General features: G+C 54.7%; 21 protein-coding genes. 9 read left to right on the top strand and 12 right to left on the bottom strand.

Features of this window, described 5'->3' with window-relative positions:
• Position 1: 1 nt before the first annotated feature.
• The 5 genes from TIRI35C_RS09030 to TIRI35C_RS09010 form a co-directional block, all read right to left on the bottom strand.
• On the bottom strand, positions 2 to 1063 hold the full coding sequence (locus TIRI35C_RS09030) for a galactokinase (RefSeq protein WP_188202586.1): 1062 nt from the start codon (positions 1061 to 1063) through the stop codon (positions 2 to 4).
• A gap of 63 nt (positions 1064 to 1126) precedes the next feature.
• The gene (locus tag TIRI35C_RS09025; protein WP_188202585.1) at positions 1127 to 2287 is read right to left on the bottom strand and encodes an NAD(P)/FAD-dependent oxidoreductase; all 1161 of its coding nucleotides are present in this window, start codon (positions 2285 to 2287) and stop codon (positions 1127 to 1129) included.
• Position 2288: 1 nt separating this feature from the next.
• Positions 2289 to 3779: an FAD-dependent oxidoreductase gene (locus TIRI35C_RS09020; protein WP_188202584.1), complete on the bottom strand. Its 1491-nt coding sequence runs from the start codon at positions 3777 to 3779 to the stop codon at positions 2289 to 2291.
• 150 nt (positions 3780 to 3929) lie between these two features.
• On the bottom strand, positions 3930 to 5546 hold the full coding sequence (locus TIRI35C_RS09015) for a sodium/proline symporter (protein ID WP_188202583.1): 1617 nt from the start codon (positions 5544 to 5546) through the stop codon (positions 3930 to 3932).
• Entirely contained in the window at positions 5543 to 5722 is a 180-nt protein-coding gene (locus TIRI35C_RS09010) for a hypothetical protein (RefSeq protein WP_188202582.1), read from the bottom strand. The genes TIRI35C_RS09015 and TIRI35C_RS09010 overlap by 4 nt, the downstream gene beginning before the upstream one ends.
• 179 nt (positions 5723 to 5901) lie before the next feature.
• Between TIRI35C_RS09010 and TIRI35C_RS09005 the strand changes: the two genes are divergently transcribed.
• Together TIRI35C_RS09005 and TIRI35C_RS09000 are read left to right on the top strand one after the other, a co-directional pair.
• Positions 5902 to 6387 (top strand): hypothetical protein, encoded by a 486-nt coding sequence (locus tag TIRI35C_RS09005; RefSeq protein WP_188202581.1) that lies wholly within the window; start codon positions 5902 to 5904, stop codon positions 6385 to 6387.
• Positions 6388 to 6669: 282 nt separating this feature from the next.
• Positions 6670 to 7773, top strand: coding sequence for an AAA family ATPase (locus tag TIRI35C_RS09000; RefSeq protein WP_246454793.1), 1104 nt, complete (start codon positions 6670 to 6672; stop codon positions 7771 to 7773).
• On the opposite strand, the gene TIRI35C_RS08995 is transcribed toward TIRI35C_RS09000, so the two are convergent.
• Positions 7774 to 7986, bottom strand: a complete 213-nt coding sequence (locus TIRI35C_RS08995) for a UPF0175 family protein (protein WP_246454741.1) — start codon at positions 7984 to 7986, stop codon at positions 7774 to 7776. It abuts the gene before it with no gap.
• A gap of 288 nt (positions 7987 to 8274) precedes the next feature.
• On the bottom strand, positions 8275 to 9441 hold the full coding sequence (locus TIRI35C_RS08990) for an OBG GTPase family GTP-binding protein (RefSeq protein WP_188202579.1): 1167 nt from the start codon (positions 9439 to 9441) through the stop codon (positions 8275 to 8277).
• 119 nt (positions 9442 to 9560) lie between these two features.
• On the opposite strand from TIRI35C_RS08990, the gene TIRI35C_RS08985 reads away from it, so the two are divergent.
• The 6 genes from TIRI35C_RS08985 to TIRI35C_RS08960 all read left to right on the top strand — a co-directional run bounded on the left by TIRI35C_RS08985 (position 9561) and on the right by TIRI35C_RS08960 (position 13080).
• Positions 9561 to 10013 carry an Lrp/AsnC family transcriptional regulator gene (locus TIRI35C_RS08985; RefSeq protein WP_188203177.1) on the top strand — a complete coding sequence of 151 codons (453 nt, stop codon included), beginning with the start codon at positions 9561 to 9563 and terminating at the stop codon, positions 10011 to 10013.
• Between the two features lie 73 nt (positions 10014 to 10086).
• Positions 10087 to 10587 (top strand): deglycase PfpI, encoded by a 501-nt coding sequence (gene pfpI / locus TIRI35C_RS08980; RefSeq protein ID WP_188202578.1) that lies wholly within the window; start codon positions 10087 to 10089, stop codon positions 10585 to 10587.
• Positions 10588 to 10711: 124 nt separating this feature from the next.
• Positions 10712 to 11452: a hypothetical protein gene (locus tag TIRI35C_RS08975; protein WP_188202577.1), complete on the top strand. Its 741-nt coding sequence runs from the start codon at positions 10712 to 10714 to the stop codon at positions 11450 to 11452.
• Between the two features lie 40 nt (positions 11453 to 11492).
• Positions 11493 to 11924, top strand: coding sequence for a PspC domain-containing protein (locus tag TIRI35C_RS08970; RefSeq protein ID WP_188203176.1), 432 nt, complete (start codon positions 11493 to 11495; stop codon positions 11922 to 11924).
• A gap of 1 nt (position 11925) precedes the next feature.
• Positions 11926 to 12153 (top strand): hypothetical protein, encoded by a 228-nt coding sequence (locus TIRI35C_RS08965; RefSeq protein ID WP_188202576.1) that lies wholly within the window; start codon positions 11926 to 11928, stop codon positions 12151 to 12153.
• Entirely contained in the window at positions 12154 to 13080 is a 927-nt protein-coding gene (locus TIRI35C_RS08960) for a triphosphoribosyl-dephospho-CoA synthase (protein WP_188202575.1), read from the top strand.
• Here the strand turns inward: TIRI35C_RS08960 and TIRI35C_RS08955 are convergent.
• Genes TIRI35C_RS08955 through TIRI35C_RS08940 form a run of 4 tightly spaced genes read right to left on the bottom strand, consistent with a single transcriptional unit; the run spans position 13064 to position 14684 of the window.
• Complete coding sequence (locus TIRI35C_RS08955; protein WP_188203175.1) at positions 13064 to 13345, bottom strand: family 4A encapsulin nanocompartment shell protein; 282 nt, start codon at positions 13343 to 13345, stop codon at positions 13064 to 13066. The genes TIRI35C_RS08960 and TIRI35C_RS08955 overlap by 17 nt on opposite strands.
• Positions 13346 to 13395: 50 nt before the next feature.
• The gene (locus tag TIRI35C_RS08950; protein WP_188202574.1) at positions 13396 to 13542 is read right to left on the bottom strand and encodes a hypothetical protein; all 147 of its coding nucleotides are present in this window, start codon (positions 13540 to 13542) and stop codon (positions 13396 to 13398) included.
• A 53-nt stretch (positions 13543 to 13595) separates the two neighbouring features.
• Positions 13596 to 14237: a neutral amino acid NAAT transporter SnatA gene (gene snatA / locus TIRI35C_RS08945; RefSeq protein ID WP_188202573.1), complete on the bottom strand. Its 642-nt coding sequence runs from the start codon at positions 14235 to 14237 to the stop codon at positions 13596 to 13598.
• Between the two features lie 39 nt (positions 14238 to 14276).
• A complete protein-coding gene (locus tag TIRI35C_RS08940) occupies positions 14277 to 14684 on the bottom strand; it encodes an OsmC family protein (RefSeq protein ID WP_188203174.1) in 408 nt (135 codons plus the stop codon).
• 59 nt (positions 14685 to 14743) lie between these two features.
• Between TIRI35C_RS08940 and TIRI35C_RS08935 the strand changes: the two genes are divergently transcribed.
• Positions 14744 to 15586 carry an SPL family radical SAM protein gene (locus TIRI35C_RS08935; protein WP_188202572.1) on the top strand — a complete coding sequence of 281 codons (843 nt, stop codon included), beginning with the start codon at positions 14744 to 14746 and terminating at the stop codon, positions 15584 to 15586.
• Here the strand turns inward: TIRI35C_RS08935 and TIRI35C_RS08930 are convergent.
• Positions 15513 to 16400, bottom strand: a complete 888-nt coding sequence (locus tag TIRI35C_RS08930) for a gamma-glutamyl-gamma-aminobutyrate hydrolase family protein (RefSeq protein WP_188203173.1) — start codon at positions 16398 to 16400, stop codon at positions 15513 to 15515. The two genes, TIRI35C_RS08935 and TIRI35C_RS08930, sit on opposite strands and share 74 nt — an antisense overlap.
• Positions 16401 to 16416: the final 16 nt, after the last annotated feature.

Genomic DNA, 16416 nt, shown 5'->3' with positions numbered 1-16416 from the left:
TTCAGACCCTCCTCACCTTTACCCCGTCGCTCGGGCTGACGAGGTGGTAATCGGGCTCCCAGTTGAAGTGCCTGACGTACTCGTCGGTGACCCTCATGGCGATGTCCACCGCGAGCTCCTCGGGGACTATGGCCACAGCGGAGCCGCCGAAGCCGGCACCGGTCAGTTTGGCACCATAGGCGCCGAATTCAACCGCTTTCCTCACGAAGTAGTCCAGCTCCTCGCTTGAGACCTCGTAGTTCCTGGCCAAGTCCCAGTGTGAGGCCGTCATCAGTTCTCCGAAAGTTTCAATGTCGCCGCTCTTCAGGGCGTCCCTCGCCTCAAGGACGCGCCTGTTTTCCCTCACTATGTACCCAAAGAAGCGCCGGTAGAGTGAGGGAAGACCCCTTAGGTCTTTCTCTTCAACTTCCTTGGAGGTTCTCCTTCCCAAGAGCCTCAGCGTTTCCTCCGCGACTTTCCTTCTCTCGGCGTAGGCGGAGCCGGCCAGCTCCCTCTTAACTCCAGTGTAGAACACGAGAACCCCCATATCCTTTGGGAGCCTTATGTATTCGTGCCTTAGCGTGTCGGTGTCTAGGAATATGAGGTGGTCTCTTCTCCCGTGGACGATCGTGAACTGGTCGAGTATGCCGCAGGGGACGCCAACGAACTCGTTCTCCGCCTTCTGGGCGAGAAGGGCCATCTCTATGGGAAGGAGATTCAGCCCATAGGTCTCGTTGAGGAAGGCCAGGACGGCCAGCTCAAGGCTCGCCGAAGAGCTCAGCCCGGAGCCTATTGGCAGGTCTCCACCGAGGATTCCCTTCATTCCGCCAATGGTGTAGCCTTCTTCCCTCAGAACCCAGAAGATTCCCCTGATGTAGTCCACCCAGTCATTTTCTTTGCTGATTTCATCGAGGCCAAACTCCTTGACCTCCCGGAAAACCTGTGAGTAAATCCTGACCCTCTCGTTCTTCTGGGCGTGCAGGACAGTGTAAAGGTCTATTGCCATCGGCATCACGTAGCCGAGGGTATAGTCCGTGTGCTCTCCAATCAGATTGACCCGTCCTGGAGAATAAACGCGGTACATGAACCCACCCAAATGGGTTAGACTCAAAAATATTTAAGAGTAGCGAGAGAGAAAAGAAAAACTTCAGCCCATCTGAATCGCCGTCGTTCTCAGTTCTCCCCTTTCGAAGCGGTACGGGTCATACCACTCGACTGGGAGGTCCGTTCTTCCCTTCGTCACAAGGTCTGCCACCATTTCAGCAACCGCCGGGGCCATCATGAAGCCGTGCCCGCTGAAGCCGGCCGCTATGTAGTAGTCGCTCAGCTCCTCTATCCTTCCTATGGCGGCGTTGCTGTCCGGGGTTTTGGCGTAGTAGCCGGCCCAGGTTCTCAGTATGAGCAGCTCTCTCAGTGCCGGGATGATTTTGGTGAAGTAATAACTTACTTCGCGGAGGAACTCGTAGGTCGGGTTGAGGTCATAGGTTGGCCCCAGTTCGTAGCCGACGCCGCCAACGACACCGCCGTGGGCAGTCTGGGTGAGGTATGCGTGGCCGTACTTGAATGATATGACCATCGGGTTTATCGAGCCCTTCTTTATCGGTTGAGTGATGACAGCCTGGTGCTTGTAGGGCTCTATGGGTATCTGGGTCTTTATCCCGGCCATCGCGTTGATGAGCTTGGCCCATGCGTTGGTGGCGTTGATGACGGTGCCGGTCTTGATGGTTCCCCTGTTCGTTTTCAGTCCCTTTATCTCGCCGTTCTCGATGATGAAATCCTTGACCTCGGTGTACTCCACCAGTTTTGCCCCGAACTCCTCCGCGTGGAGGGCGAACTTCGCAGTCGAGTGGAACGGATCGGCTTTCCCGTCTGTCGGGTTCCAGGAGGCAGCTATGACCTCGCTGATATCGAGGAGGGGAACTATCTCCTTCGCCTCCTCGGGCGTTATGAGCCTCGTCGGGACGCCGAAACGGTTCTGTATCGCTATGTTGCGCTTGAACTCCTCGACCTCATCGTCGTCGTAGAGAAGGAAGAGGTAACCGGTCTGCTCGAAGGAGAAGCCGTATTCCTCGCTGTATTTCTTCCACAGCTCGACGGAGCGCTTCATAACCCTGACGTTCGCTTCATCGTTGAACTGCTGTCTTATGCCCGTTCCACAGCGGAAGGTGGAGCCGGAACCTATGAAGCGCTTCTCTATTACCGTGACCTCTTCTCCGCGTTTGGCTAATTCGTGAGCTATGGTGACTCCGATTATCCCTCCACCAATGATGACGATTTCACTCCTCTCGGGAAGCTCTTTGCTCGGCATTTCAATCCCTCCCCGCGGTGACCTTCATCTTAACGTTCTTAAGCGGTGGTCTCGCGACGGGTATGTCGAGCCTGTCCATCGGAGTTCCGGTTCTCTGGGAAACAACCAGAGCCCCGTTGAAGAGACAGAATCTTCCCTGACAGAAGCCCATCGCGAGATGCGTTAAGCGCTTGATTATCTGCAGGTCCGTTATTCCGGCCCTGACCACGTCGTCCACCTTCCTCAGGGAGACGTCGCAGCCACATATCTGGACGTCCTCAAGGTTGAGGCTTCCGAAGTCTATGCTCTGAATCTGCACCGCCTCCGGTTCGTACTCCTCCAGTTTCTCCGCGTAGATGCACGGCTCGGCGTCGAAGCCGAACTCCCGGAGGATGTATGCCCCGACGAGCCTGCCCTCAAGGTAGTTCGCGTAGTGGGGCTTTATGCTGACGGCGCTTCCTGCCACGTAGATTCCATCGCGTATTCTGTGATGTGAGTCGAGAACCGGGGTGTAGTAGCCGTGTTTGAAGATCAACTTTCCTCCGGCCTGGGTCGGCGGGTTGATGTCCGGTCTCCTTCCCTCGGCCATGATGACGGCATCAACCTCGTAGACGTTGCCGTTCGCGTCGATGAGCCTCTCGACCTTTTCGTCCCCTTCAACACGCTTGGGATTCGGGACGACGATGTATTCGATACCCCAGCGGTCGAGCTCCGCAGTTATCTCCCCCGGCTTGCCCCCGACGACGGCGACCTTCCTTCCCGGGGCAACTCCCCAGACGTTGAGAACCTCCAGGAGGTCGGAGCGCCTGAAGACACCGGGCATGTCGTTGTTCTCGAAAAGGTGGATGTTGTCAACGGCCCCAACGGCCAGAACAACGCGCTTGGCCATTACCTCGATGAGCCGGTTTTCCCCGGTAACTATCGGCACGAGGAAGTACTCGCCCTTGTCGAATACACCAAGGGCTATGGTGCCCTTGAAAACTTTGACGTTCTCGTTGAACTTTCCTGTGAGCTCCCTAACGGCTTCCTGGGGATTTTTCTGCCCAAACCCTTCCTGGGGAAGGCCCTTGAGCCACATGTCTCCCCCGAGCCAGCCCTTTTCCTCTATAAGCGCAACCGTAAGGTGCTCCTGGACCTCGAGAACGGTTCCGATTCCAGCCGGGCCGCCTCCGATGACGGCCACATCAACGACCAGCCTTTCAACGGGCTTGTCCTCGTCTATCTCCACGGTCTCCTGGAAGTCCCCGTAGTTCTGTCTCTCCAGCCTCATACCGTCCCTTACCTTCGTTTTGCGGGCGTTCACGTTCTTTACCCCATCAATTACCATCGGAACGGGGCCGAAGGTGAACGCTCCTCTCTTCCTTCCCTCGGTACTGCTGGTGAGCCAGTACACCCCATTGGCGAGGAGTGCGACGGTGATCTTTTCCCCCTCGTAGGCATCGTAGGGCTTTCCTTCAAAATAGATTGCGACCTTCCTGGAAGGCTCCTTTTCGGTCAGGTCGAGCGGTCTCATGCTCCCACCTCTAGGATTTCACAATTGGCGCCCTTCTTTATACATTGATGTTTATAAACGTTAGGTTGGCCAAAAATGGTGTAAAACCATTGGTTAAATACTCCGGTGGACTGGGACGATGGGTACATGTAGAAAATGAAAAAGGGAAACTCAGGCGGTCCCTTTGGTGAGAACGAAATCAACAACGTTTTCGACCTGGCTCTTGGCCCTGGTCTCGGTGATGCTCTTCCTTCCAGTCTCAACGGGAACCTTCCTGAATATCTCCTCGTGGAGCTTGACGACATCTTCCGGCGGCTTGGTGAACATGCTGACTATCGCGATCACTATCAGGGTCACGAAGAAGTTGATGAAGAACACCGGTATGCCGTTGAACCAGCCGCCTATCGTTCCGAAGAAGCCCGGAGCGTCCGGGTTGAAAGCCCAGCCGTATATCTTTGCCTCGAAGATGACCTCGCTGATGAGACCGTAGGCCATTCCGACTATCGCTCCCTCCTTGGTCGTCTTCTTCCACCAGAGGCTCAGGACAAGGATCGGGCCGAAGCCAACTGCGAGACCACCCCATGCTGTAGCAACCATCTGGTAGATGACCTTCGGGCCGCTTATGGCGAACCAGAGGCCGACGAGGGCAACCGCAGCGACGACGAGCCTTGAGATGTTGACCATCTGCTTCTTGCCGAGTTCCCTTCCGAGGACCTTGTGGTAGAAGTCCCTGGCTATGGCCGAGGACGCGACGAGTAGCTGTGAATCGGCGGTGCTCATGACCGCTGAGATTATACCCGCGATGACGAATCCAGCAAGCCAGCTCGGCATGAGCTCAACTGCCATGGCCGGGATGATCTTCTCGGGGTCGCTGACCTGGAGCATTCCGGCGTGGTACATCGCGAAGCCCAGGAATCCGGCGAAGAACGCGCCCCAGAGCACTAAGATTGTCCAGGTCCCGCTGATGAAGATACCAGGCCTTCTGAGCTTCCTCGGGTCCTCAACGCTCATGTAACGGGTGACGATGTGGGGCTGACCGAGGTAGCCGACTATCCATGAGGCGTAGCCTATGGCGAAGACTATGGCCGCTATTCCTGTGGCGCCGCCGAATGGGTGGAGCTTGGCGGGATCCGCGCTGGCTATTATCGCTGTGGCCTTATCAAAGCCTCCTATCTTTGAGAGCGCAAGGAACGGCACTATAATGAGCGTCAGCAGCATGAACATGGCCTGAACGACGTCGGTCCAGACGACGGCGAAGAATCCACCGGTGATAACGTAGGCCGTCAGGATGATGACGGTTATGAGGATTCCGGTGTTGTCGCTTATGCCGAAGCCCTCTGCGAAGGTCTTTCCTCCCGCTGTAAACTGGGCTGCAACGTAGGCGGTCATGAAGATGACGATTATCAGTGCGCTCAGAATTCTTATCAGCTTGGTGTCGTCCTTGAGCCTTGCCTCGAGGTAGTCGGGGACGGTTATTGCCCTGAATTTACCGGCGTATATCCTCAATCTGGGTCCAATAAGGACGTAATCGGCGAGGGTACCAAAGAGGCAGCCTATTCCTGCCCAGAAGGCACCGAGGCCCCTGGAGAACGCTGCACCAGGGTAACCGAGCATCAACCAGCCGCTGAAATCGCTCGCCTTGTCGGAGAGGGTTGCGGCCAAAACGTGGACCTTTCTTCCGCCAACGAAGTACTGGTCCTCCGTTTTGGTGTAGCGGTTGGCCCACCAGCCTATGTAGGCCAGGAGGGCGAGGTACACCAGGAATCCGAGGAGAATTCCGCTGTTCATGCCTTACCCTCCTCCTTGAGCTGTTTTATAAGGTCCTCGTCGTAGGCCAGAATCTCGTCGTCCACGTAGTACTCCTTGCCTGTTATTCTGTCCCAGTAGCCGTAGAGCAGCATTGTCAAAATTCCAAGAAACGTTGGCACAAGCAGTGTTGCCCAGGCTTCACCACTCAATCCCATTCTAACCCACCTCAATACACCGATGTCGATTAAAGGACATCAGCTCACTAGTATGTGTTGACGAATATAAATTTATTGGTTTAATTATTCCGGATGTTAGATGTGGCGTTCTAAAATTGTGACAAAACATGCGCAATCGTTAATAATATATCCTTATGTATATTGAACGGTGCTGGAATATGAAGGTCAGCATAATGAGGCCTATATTCAGACCTGAGGACGTCTCGAATCCCAGCTTTGTGCTGTACCCGTACCACATCTTCCACCTGAAGCTCTTCTACAAGCGCCTGGGCAGAAGCGACCGCGTTCTCGATTACTTTGCCTACGTGGACCTCTACCGTCTCGGGGCGGAGAGGGGGGACGGATTCATAGACCTCTACGAGTGGGACGTGGAGGAGAGGAGCGTCATGGAGCCGCTCGTTGATTACGAGGAGGCGAGGATGAAAGCCTTTGAAAGCGCGATAACCTGGGGCAACTCAAGGGTTGTCTCGTGGTGGCTTCCGAGGATAGAGGTGGTGAGGGACGAGAGGGCCTACAAGGTTTTCTGGATCTACGAGAAAGATGGCGAAAAGCTCATCATGGACAGCCTCGACGGAAAGGAGTTCAGCCTTGAGACAATCGTCGGGAAGGACGGAAGGAAGTGTAAAGGAGCATGGTGCAGGTAAGCGAAAGACGGACGAGCTCCGCTCTCATCTTCTCCAAAAGAGCGTCGAGGTTGACGTTGGCCCGCAACGGACACCACCCGGTTTAGTATGACGTGAGAATATTTGGGGGTTTCGCTCGCTCCTTTGGACTTTGTATGGATCTTAATGTTCATTATTACCCAATTTTTTGGGCACGTTAAAAGCCCCTTGTAATGGGCTTTCTAATCTCCTCTTGGGCCATTTCAAAGCTTCCAAAACACTTAAATACTGGATTTTTTAATCTTAAAAAATGTGGTGGACGGCATGAAGCCCTTTCCAGAAACCCCGATAATTAAAATTGAGGAGCTGTATGGCAGGGAGGGGGAAGTTTCCCAGTTGCGTCGGCTCGTCCTCGAAAAGAAACGGTGGGTGGCGATCATAGGGCCAAGGGCCGTTGGGAAGACCAGCCTCGCAAGGGCGTTCGCAACCCAATATTCTTCCGCAACGGGTAAACCCGCGGTTTATTCAAACTTTGCCGGCATTCACAACTTTACCGAATTTGTTGAGAGGTTCGGGCTGGACGTAATGAATTTGGTGCACGAGAATAAACTCAAGCTCAGGAGGGTCTCTTTAGGTATTAAGTTCTTCGAAGCGGTTCTCGAAAGGGAGAAAAACATTCCCATAGCCCCTAGGAATCCCGCGGCCCTCTTTGATGAAGTCATGAGGGCTCTTCCCGAGGGGAGCCTGCTCGTATGGGATGAGATTCAGGACATGCGGAGGGAAAGAAACAAACTCCTCGCAGCACTGTGGAGGCTTCATAACGTTCTGGCGGAGAAAAGGCCCATAATAATCTTCACGGGCTCCGCCATGGGGCTCTTCAAGAAGCTTCTGAATCCCGAATACGACGATTACCTCTATGGACGTGCTCCGGTAAGGGTGGACGTTGAGCCTTGGGACGTTCAAACTGGGGTTGAGTTTTTAAAAAGAGGCCTCCTTGCGGCGGGAAACGTGGATTTTTCCATTGACGAGCTTCGGGAGGCGTCTATTAAACTGGGTGGTTTTCCAGGTTACCTATCATCTTACGGCAGAGGGAGGATTGATGGGCTGACCCACAGGAGGGCCCTTAAAAACGCCCATGAAGAAGCCGTTAAGAGGGCTATGAGTGAACTCAGGAGTTTTGTCAGATTGCGCCCACAAAGGGAGTATCAAAGGAAAGTGATAGCGCTCTTAAACGCCATGGGTGAGGGAGTTTCCAGGCCATCGTCACTTGCGAGGCTGTCTGGATTGACGGAAGTCAGCGTCGTTAACACGCTTGAGACCCTTCTGGAAATGGGGATAGTTGAAAAGGAATCCAAGAGCAAGGTGGTGAGCATCTACCGGTTCAAATACGGCTTTTATCAGGAGGCGGCCTTGAGAATCAGGGCGTAGCTAAAAAGAATCCAGAATTAACTTTATGTCCTCCCTTGCCTCCTCCAATGTGTAGTTTATCGGGACGTCCCGTTTCCTCAGCTCATAGAGAAATTCCCTCACGCTAAGGCCGGCGAACTCGGTGGCCTTTTCGAGGCTCAGCTTACCCTCCCGGTAGAGTTCTATGGCCGCGAGCAGAACCAGTTCTCTCCGGCTTTGGGCCGAGGAAGTCACGAAACGCCTCCGGTGTTACGCTCTTCATAACCTAACCTGAGTTATGTTCGCGGCGAGATATTTAGGGGTTTCGCTTTCCTGTTGTCCTGGATTCTGGGCATGTTGCCTCCCTGGAAATGTTCACTTTCAGAATCTGGGCTTTATTTGAGGCAAGAAGTATCGGTGAACAACCCTGTCCGGACCCCCTGTGTTACATGGGGCCCTGTTGTTCGGTCTTATCCTTTGGGTTTTGGTATTCTTAGCGTTATTTGTATGCTTCTCTCTGAGACCTAGGGAGAAAAGAAACCCTTACCTCGCGTGAATCTCCACTATGTCCCCGTCCTCAAGCACGTGGTCGGCCCCAACACGCTGGCCAGGGAACTTCACGCTCTTGCCCCAGACTCTAGCATAGCGGAAGTTCTTGGCGAAGTCCTTGTGGATCCTTTCCGCTAAATCCATGACGGTCGAGCCCTTCTTCAGCGGCACCGGCGGGTAGGCCGGCTCCTCACCAGGACTCTTCGTGAAGACGCGAATAATCCCGGCCAGCTCATAGAGCTCGTCCTTGAGCTTGTCCAGCTGTATCTTCCTCTTCGCAGAGACGGGGATTATTTTGAACCTGTCCCCGTAGGCCTCAACGAGCTTCTCGTAGTTCTCCCTGCTCCCGGGGGCATCACCCTTGTTGGCTATGATTATTGCCCTCCTCCAGACGAGGCTCTCGTCGAGTGCGTCGGCAAATTCTTCCAGCGTTACGGGCTCCTTAACCGTTATCTCCGCTGAGTGAATTCTCTCTTCCCTGAGCATCTTCATGACTTCGTTTATGTCCCCCTTGATGTTCTCCTGGCCGTTGATGACGATTCCGCCCATTGCTGTCCTCTTTATCTCCACCCTCGGGCGGCGCTTGTTGAGCTTTATTCCCGCCCTCTCGAACTCCTTGAGGAGGGTTTCCAGCTGCTTTACAGGATCCTGGGAGAGGTCGACCACGATGGCTATCGCATCGGCGTTTCGGATAACGCTGAGAAGCTGCGGCCCCATGCCCTTTCCGAGGGCCGCTCCTTCAACGAGGCCCGGAACCTCAACGAGCTGTATCTGGACGTCTTTGTGGTGCATCATTCCAGGGATGGGCTCGACGGTGGTGAAGGCGTAGTCCGCGACGTCGGCGTCGACGTTTGTGAGCGCCTTCATAAGGGAGCTCTTTCCAACGTTCGGGAGGCCAGCAAGGACTATCTGTGCCGCGCCCTCTTTCCTGACGCTCAGCGATGGGCCACCACCGCCCTTCTTCATCTGGCGCTGCTTCTCAAGCTCCTTCCTCAGCTCGGCGAGCTTTCGCTTTATCTGGAGTCTGAGCTTTTCAGTCCCCTTGTGCTTGGGGACGGTGGCGTACATCTTTTCGAGGGCGCGAATCTTCTCTGGAATGGTCTTGGCGTTTCTGTACTCCTCCTCCGCCGCCAGATACTCCGCTGTGACGTTCGTTGGCATCGCTGACCCTCCCAGAACTTCTAGAGGTAAAAGGTGAGCAGCGTTTTATAAAAGTATGGTTCTCCAGAATCGGCAAGTTTATATAACCTTTCGAAAATTTTTTACCGGCGGTGATGCTCATGCGAATGGGTTTGGACGATACTGACAGGAAAATCCTCGCCATCCTCCAGAAAAACAGCAGAACGCCCCTGAGAGAGATTTCCAAGGAGGTCGGGCTGGCGGAGTCGACGGTCTATGAGAGGATTAAGAAACTGAAGGACAGGGGCATAATAAAGAAGTTCACGGTCATACTTGACCCAGACTCTCTCGGTTTCCAGATTCTGGCGTTCATCCTCATAAAATCCAAGGCCGGCATGTACGCTCACGTTGCCAACGAGCTCAAGCGGCACCCCCAGATAGTCGAGATATACGAGACCACTGGCGACTACGACATGCTGGTCAAAATAAGAACCGGCGGGAGCGACGAGCTCAACGAGTTCCTCGACACCATCGGGGAAATAAACGGTGTTGAGGCCACCCATACCATGGTCGTCCTCAAGATACACAAGGAAACTACGGAGCTTCCTCTCTGACCATTTTTGTCCAGAAAGGATTATAAATGTCCTTTTCTATTTCCCTCTAAGCGTTTGGACGGAGGTGTTTGAGATGAAGGTGCTGTTTCTTAGTGCCGATGGTTTTGAAGACCTGGAGCTTATTTACCCCCTTCACAGACTCAAGGAAGAAAACCACGAGGTCTACGTGGCGAGCTTCCAGAGGGGCAAGATAACGGGCAAGCACGGCTACTCCGTCGAGGTTCAGCTGGCATTTGAAGAGGTTGACCCGGACGAGTTCGACGCTCTCGTCCTCCCTGGTGGAAAAGCTCCGGAAATAGTCAGGCTCAACGAGAAGGCAGTTGAGATAACCAGGAGAATGTTTGAAGCTGGAAAGCCGGTGGCGAGCATCTGCCACGGGCCGCAGATACTCATCTCAGCCGGCGTGCTGAGGGGCAGAAAAGGAACGAGCACCGTAACCATCAGGGACGACGTAAGGAACGCGGGGGCAGAGTGGATAGACAAGGAGGTCGTCGTTGACGGCAACTGGGTAAGCTCAAGGCACCCCGGCGACCTCTACGCCTGGATGAGGGAGTTCGTTAGGCTTTTGAAGTGAGTGCTTCTTCGTTTTTCCTTGTTTTCTCTCCTCTAACTCTCCTCGTACTTTCGGGCGTTACTGTCCCTGGGCATAACCCCTCGGGGGCGTAAAGTTTATACGGTGAATGATGAAATTTTCATCGGTGAGTATGATGCGCAGAAAGGCGGGGCTTTTGGGTGCGGTCGTGGGCGCTGTCATGGTTCTGCTCCTCGTTGGTGTAGTTGTAACTGCCCTGGCCCTTCACGGCGACATCCACATCGAGGGGATAACTCCGAGAAAAGACGCCGGCCCTCTAAGGGAGCTCGGCCGCTTTGACGCCGGAGCTGTAATTGTTAAGAACGTGGTCGGGAAGGTTCAGCTGATTTCCTCCGACGTTAGCGGGGTTGTGGTTAAAAGCAACCTCCCTGTAAATGCAACCTACCAGAACGGCCTTCTGACCGTTTACTGCCTCGTTGAAAAGAAGAGAAGCGGGTTTGGGATTAGTACTCACAACCTCTGCGAGGATTACAAAAACGGAAGGATTATCATAGAGGTTGGGAATGGATTGAGCGACGTCTGGGTTCAGAACACCGTTGGGGACGTTTTTATAGGGGCAAATGCCACGAGGGTGGTCATCGAGAACACCGTTGGAGACGTTGTGAGCAGCGCTCCAGCGGAATACAGGGTTGACGATGTGGTCGGGGATGTCAGTATCCATGCCGAGGGGGATGTCACCATAAACGACGTCGTGGGCGACATCGGGATAAGGGTGCCCCCCAACTACACCGTCAGCCTCTCCCTGGACGACGTTCTTGGAAAGGTCGAGAAGGCCCACTCCGGCGAGGGAAGGCCAATCATAATCAGGATTTCCAACGTTGTGGGCGACGTCTCCGTAGGGCAATGATTTTTAAAGCCCCCCAATCTTTTCTAACCCGGTGAGAGACATGGCTGAGAAGCTCGTGAGGTCAAAAACGGAGCGGATTTTTCTGGGCGTGCTCGGGGGCATGGCCCGGCATCTTAACGTTGACCCAACCCTTGTAAGGCTTATCTTCGTGGTCCTTCTGGTGTTCAACCCGGTTGCCATGACGCTGCTCTACTTCCTTGCGGCGCTCATAATACCCGAGGAGGGCGAAGAAACTGAGGAACCACTCTCGGACAAGCTGGAAAACCTGGTAGACGAGACCGGGGAAAGGCTGGGGGAGGTCTTTTCCGGAAACGAAAACTCGAAGGCAATCGCCCTCCTGCTGATAGTACTGGGTGCAATACTCCTAGCTGGCCCCTTCATGCCGTTCCTCGTCCCTGCTATGGACTTCAGAACGCTGCTGGCGGTTGCGTTCCTGATAGTCGGAATAATCCTCCTCACGAGGGGTGATTGAGATGCGAACCCTCGGCTGGCTATTCGTGTTTTTGGGTCTTCTCCTCCTTATGAGGGAGTTCCACCCCTCTTTCCTGGACTGGCTCAGGCCGTACGCGCCGTATATAAGGGACGCCTTCTGGGGCGTTACGCTCATAGCCTTTGGCCTCTACATGCTGACGAGAAGAGCCCTCAGGAGGGCCGTGTTAATTCTTTACCTCCTCTACCTGCTCCTGTACCTGGTGGTGTGAATGGAGCGGTGGAGAATAGTCCGAGCCTTCACCCTCGGCCCCCTCATTGAGGCGGCCGTTCCAAAACCGGGCAACGTGAACCGCTACCGGGACTTCAGCGATTTGACATTCTACCACTTCCTCTTCGCCGACACGGCCGTTACAGGGGTTTACTACGAGGCCGTGAAGACGGCGGAACTTCTGAGAAAGGGCATACTGGAACCAAAGGAAGCCGGTCTGGGCGAGCTGATAAAGCGTGCCGTTGGGGCATCGCGCGAGGCCCAGGACGCCAACCCAAACTTTGGCATCATCGCCCTATCGCTTCCCCTCATCATGGGGCTAGCAATGGGCCGCAACATGCTCGATGCGAGGAAAAAAGCGAAACTGCTGATAGAGGAATCAACCGTCAGGGACACGATGGAGCTCTACCGGGCGATAAGGATAGCCAACCCCAAGGGAATCCCGAGCGGGGTAAAGTACGATGTTTACAGTGACGATTCCTTCAGGGAGCTTTTCCAGGACGGGATAAACTTGGCTAGACTCGCCGAGATGAGCTGTGAAAGGGAACTCATCTTCTGCGAGTGGCTCGACGGATACGAGCTGAGTTACTCCACCTTTGGCAGGCTCTACGAGCTGATAAAGGAGCTCCCCCTGGAGGACGCCGTCGTGAGGGCCTTCATTGAGCTGCTTTCGACAAACATCGACACGCTGATAGTTAGAAAGGCTGGCCTTGAGGAGGCGAAGCTCGTTCGGGAAAAAGCTGGAAAGGTTCTCGCAGGGGAGCTGAGCCTTGAGGAGTTCGATGCCTTCATGCGCGAAAGGGGCGACCTGAGAAACCCTGGAAGCCTGGCGGACGTTATGGCCGTCTCTCTCAGCCTGCTCGTTCTCAGGGGATTAAGGATAGAACTGAGAAATGGGAGGGTCTGGGGGGTTATAGGACGACCTTGAAGCGCTTTGCGCCTCCCAGGCCCAGACCGATGGCCTTGCTGTCAATGACGACGGCGTCACCATCGAGCTCTTCGACCACACGTATCTTGAGCCCGGAGAGCTCGAAAACCTCCTCCTCGTCGCCAAACTCCTCGTTTATCTGCGCCCTTATGAACTCGTAGGCCTCCTTTCCAAGAAGGACCACGTCCGGCTCGTATCCGTCGAGCTTGAGCTCGTTTGCCTTCTCCTCCGCTGTGCTCAGAACACGGATCAGGTCGCCACGCATTTTCAACACCATTTAGAGAATTGGTGGGGGAAGTTTAAAAGGGTGATTGCTCAGAGGGCACTGCTGAATGCAGCCTCATAGACTTCCACGGTTTCCTCGTCCCCTGTTATCATAATAATCCTGGGCAACTTCGTCCCCTTGACCTTCTGAGAGCCTCGCCCTTCAGGGCGGGAAAGGGGTAAGCCTGGAACGCCCATGGTGTTTAACTTTTTCGAGTTGTTAAAAATGATGAAGAAGGGGATTTAGTGGGTTAAATTCCAAACGCCCCCTTGATGCCGTTTATTATCATCTGCACCGCCATGGACGTCAGTATCAGACCCATCATCCTGGTCATGACCTTTATTCCCACCCTGCCGAGCTTCCTCTGTATCCTGTTGGAGGAACAGAGGATCAGCCAGACGGTCAGGCCTATCGCGAGAATGCTCGCTATCACCGTCGCCTTTTCCGGAACGGAGGTGCTTTTGGCCATGTAGAGCATGACCGTGGTTATCGCACCCGGGCCCGAGATAAGGGGTATGGCGAGCGGGATTATGGCAACCTCCTCCAGTGTAACCACTTCCTCACTGAACTCTTCGGTTTCCTCCTTGCTTATCTTGACCGTTGAGAGTCGGCCCGAGAGCATGTCCATTGCCATCTTGAAGAGCAAAATTCCTCCGGCTATCGCGAAGGCATCGATGCTCGAGCCGAAGAACTTGAATATCCACTCCCCTATGAGGGCGAAGACGACGAGGGTCACGATAACAGTGGTGGCGGTTTTTTGTGCTATTTCCCGTCTCTGGCCCCAGGAGAGGTCGTGGGTAACCCCGAGGAAGACTGGAACCGCTCCGACCGGGTTCGTTATTGCGAACAGGCCGCCGTAGAGTATGACGAAGTGCTTGACCAGCTCTATCACGTCACCACCCGAAGGCGGGAAGAAGAGGAGGTTAAAAACCTAACCCCTGATTACCTCGAATGAATACGTAACTTCAGCGCCGCTTAGCTTCACGTGGGCCGAGGCCGAGCAGTACTTGTCCTGGCTCAGCTCTATCGCCCTCTTCGCCTTCTCCTCCTTCACGTCCCCGTATATCCTGTAGTGTAGGTGGACTTTCCTGTATATCTTCGGGTGCTCCTCCCTCCTCTCGCCTGAAATCTCGACTTCGAGACCTTCAATCGGTTCGCGCATCTTCTGGAGAATCATGACGACGTCGTAGGCGGTGCAGCCGGCAACACTCAGAAGGAGGAGCTTCATGGGGCTTATGCCGCCCTCCCCAAGTATGACGGAGCATTTGTCGCTTTCAATCCTGCCGATGAACTGGTAATCCTTGAACCACTCGACCTTTCCTTTTACGGGTTCGGTCATGAGCATCACCCCTTTCACCTCGGGCAAGGCCTTTAAAGGGGTTTCTGAAACTTGAGGTGATGTACATCAGGCCCTTCGACCCCTGGAAGGCTGAGCTCTGCACCTGTCCGTTCAAGTACACCCTCAATGTGTACACCGGCTGCGACCACGCGTGCGTTTACTGCTACATAACGAGCTACATCCCCAACGCCTTCCGCGTGAGAACGAAGGAGGGGCTTCTTCCAAAACTGGAGCGTGAGTTAAGGCGTTTTGACCGGCGCCACATAATAGCGCTCTCCTACTCCTCCGACCCGTATCCAACGATCGAGCGTGGACTGGGCATAACCAGGAGCGTTCTCAAGCTCTTCAGGCGCTACGACGTCCGCTGTCTGATCCTCACAAAGTCAAGCCTTTTTGAGCGCGACCTAGATGTTCTTAGCGAGCTTAAGTGTGCCGTCGGGGTAACCGTCACGACAGTGGACGAGAGAAAGGCCAAGCTTTTGGAACCCAACGCGCCCTCGCCCAGGGCCAGGATACGGGCCCTCAAGAAGGCCAAGAAAGCGGGGATTCCGGTTTATGCAAGGATAGACCCCATAATCCCCTTCTATACCTGGGAGGACTTCGATGAAACGCTCGACGCGCTGGATTTTGTCGACCATATAACCGTTTCAACCCTCAAGCTCCGGCCGGATTCGAAGAGGCGTATGTTCGCCAAGTTTCCGGAGCTGATGGAGAGGCTGTGGCCCCTTTACGAGAAGGGTGAGAGGATAGGGGGTTATTACTACCTGCCCCGCGAGCTGAGGTTTGAAATCCTGAGGGAGGCGGAGAGGAAGGTTCTGGGGAAAGGAATCACGTTCGGTTCGTGTCGGGAGGGCTATCGGTCGTTTCCGAGCTGTGATGGCTCTCATCTTGTTCCCCCGTGATGGATGGGGCTTCCTCGGCTTCCGCCTTCCCGAGCTTTTCCTTGAGCTCCGCCTCTATCTCGACCCTCTCAAGCTCGAGCTTCTTCGCCCGGTACTCGGCCGCGGCCCTTACAAAGGCCTCGTACAGTCTCTCCATCTCGGGCAGGTATTCGGGCTGCCACTGAACCCCCATGATAAAACCCTCGGCGCCCTCTGCACCCTCTATCGCTTCGATCAGTCCATCGACCGCGTACGCAACCGGTCGAATTCCCTCGCCCACCCTTTTGATGGCCTGGTGATGGAAGCTGTTCACCCGGAGATAGACCTCGTTGGTGCCCTCTATGTCCAGCTCGTCCTTGAGTATTCCGTAGAGCTTTGAGCTCATCTTTATCCTGACCCCGTGGACGCGCTGGCTCGGCCCTATGAGTTTGAGCTCCCAGTCGTGCTTTATTGCCTTGGGTATCTCGTTGAGGTCTTGGTAGAGGGTTCCGCCCAGGGCCACGTTTATGACCTGCATGCCCCTGCAGATACCGAGTATTGGAACCCCCCTCTCAACGGCCTTTCTCACGAGGCTTATCTCAAACTCGTCCCTGTCAACATCGACGTACTTGATGGCACCGGAAGGGTCCTCCCCGTAGAAATGTGGGTGAACGTCGGGCCCCTCTATGAGGAGTACCCCATCGACGTGCTCCAGAACCTCGTCCGGTGAGGCGGCGGTGTTGAAAACCGCGGGGATTCCGCCGGCCGCCGCGACCTTCTCGATGTGAGTTTTGTCCAGAAACAGTCTGTTCCTCGAGTGGTCAATCTGACCGATTATACCGATCAGCGGTTTCATGACTATCACCTTAACT

Source organism: Thermococcus camini, assembly GCF_904067545.1.
In the GTDB taxonomy this organism is placed as follows: Archaea; Methanobacteriota_B; Thermococci; order Thermococcales; family Thermococcaceae; genus Thermococcus; species Thermococcus camini.
The sequence above is the reverse complement of the archived record's forward strand: the minus strand, read 5'-3'. Positions and strand labels throughout refer to the sequence as shown.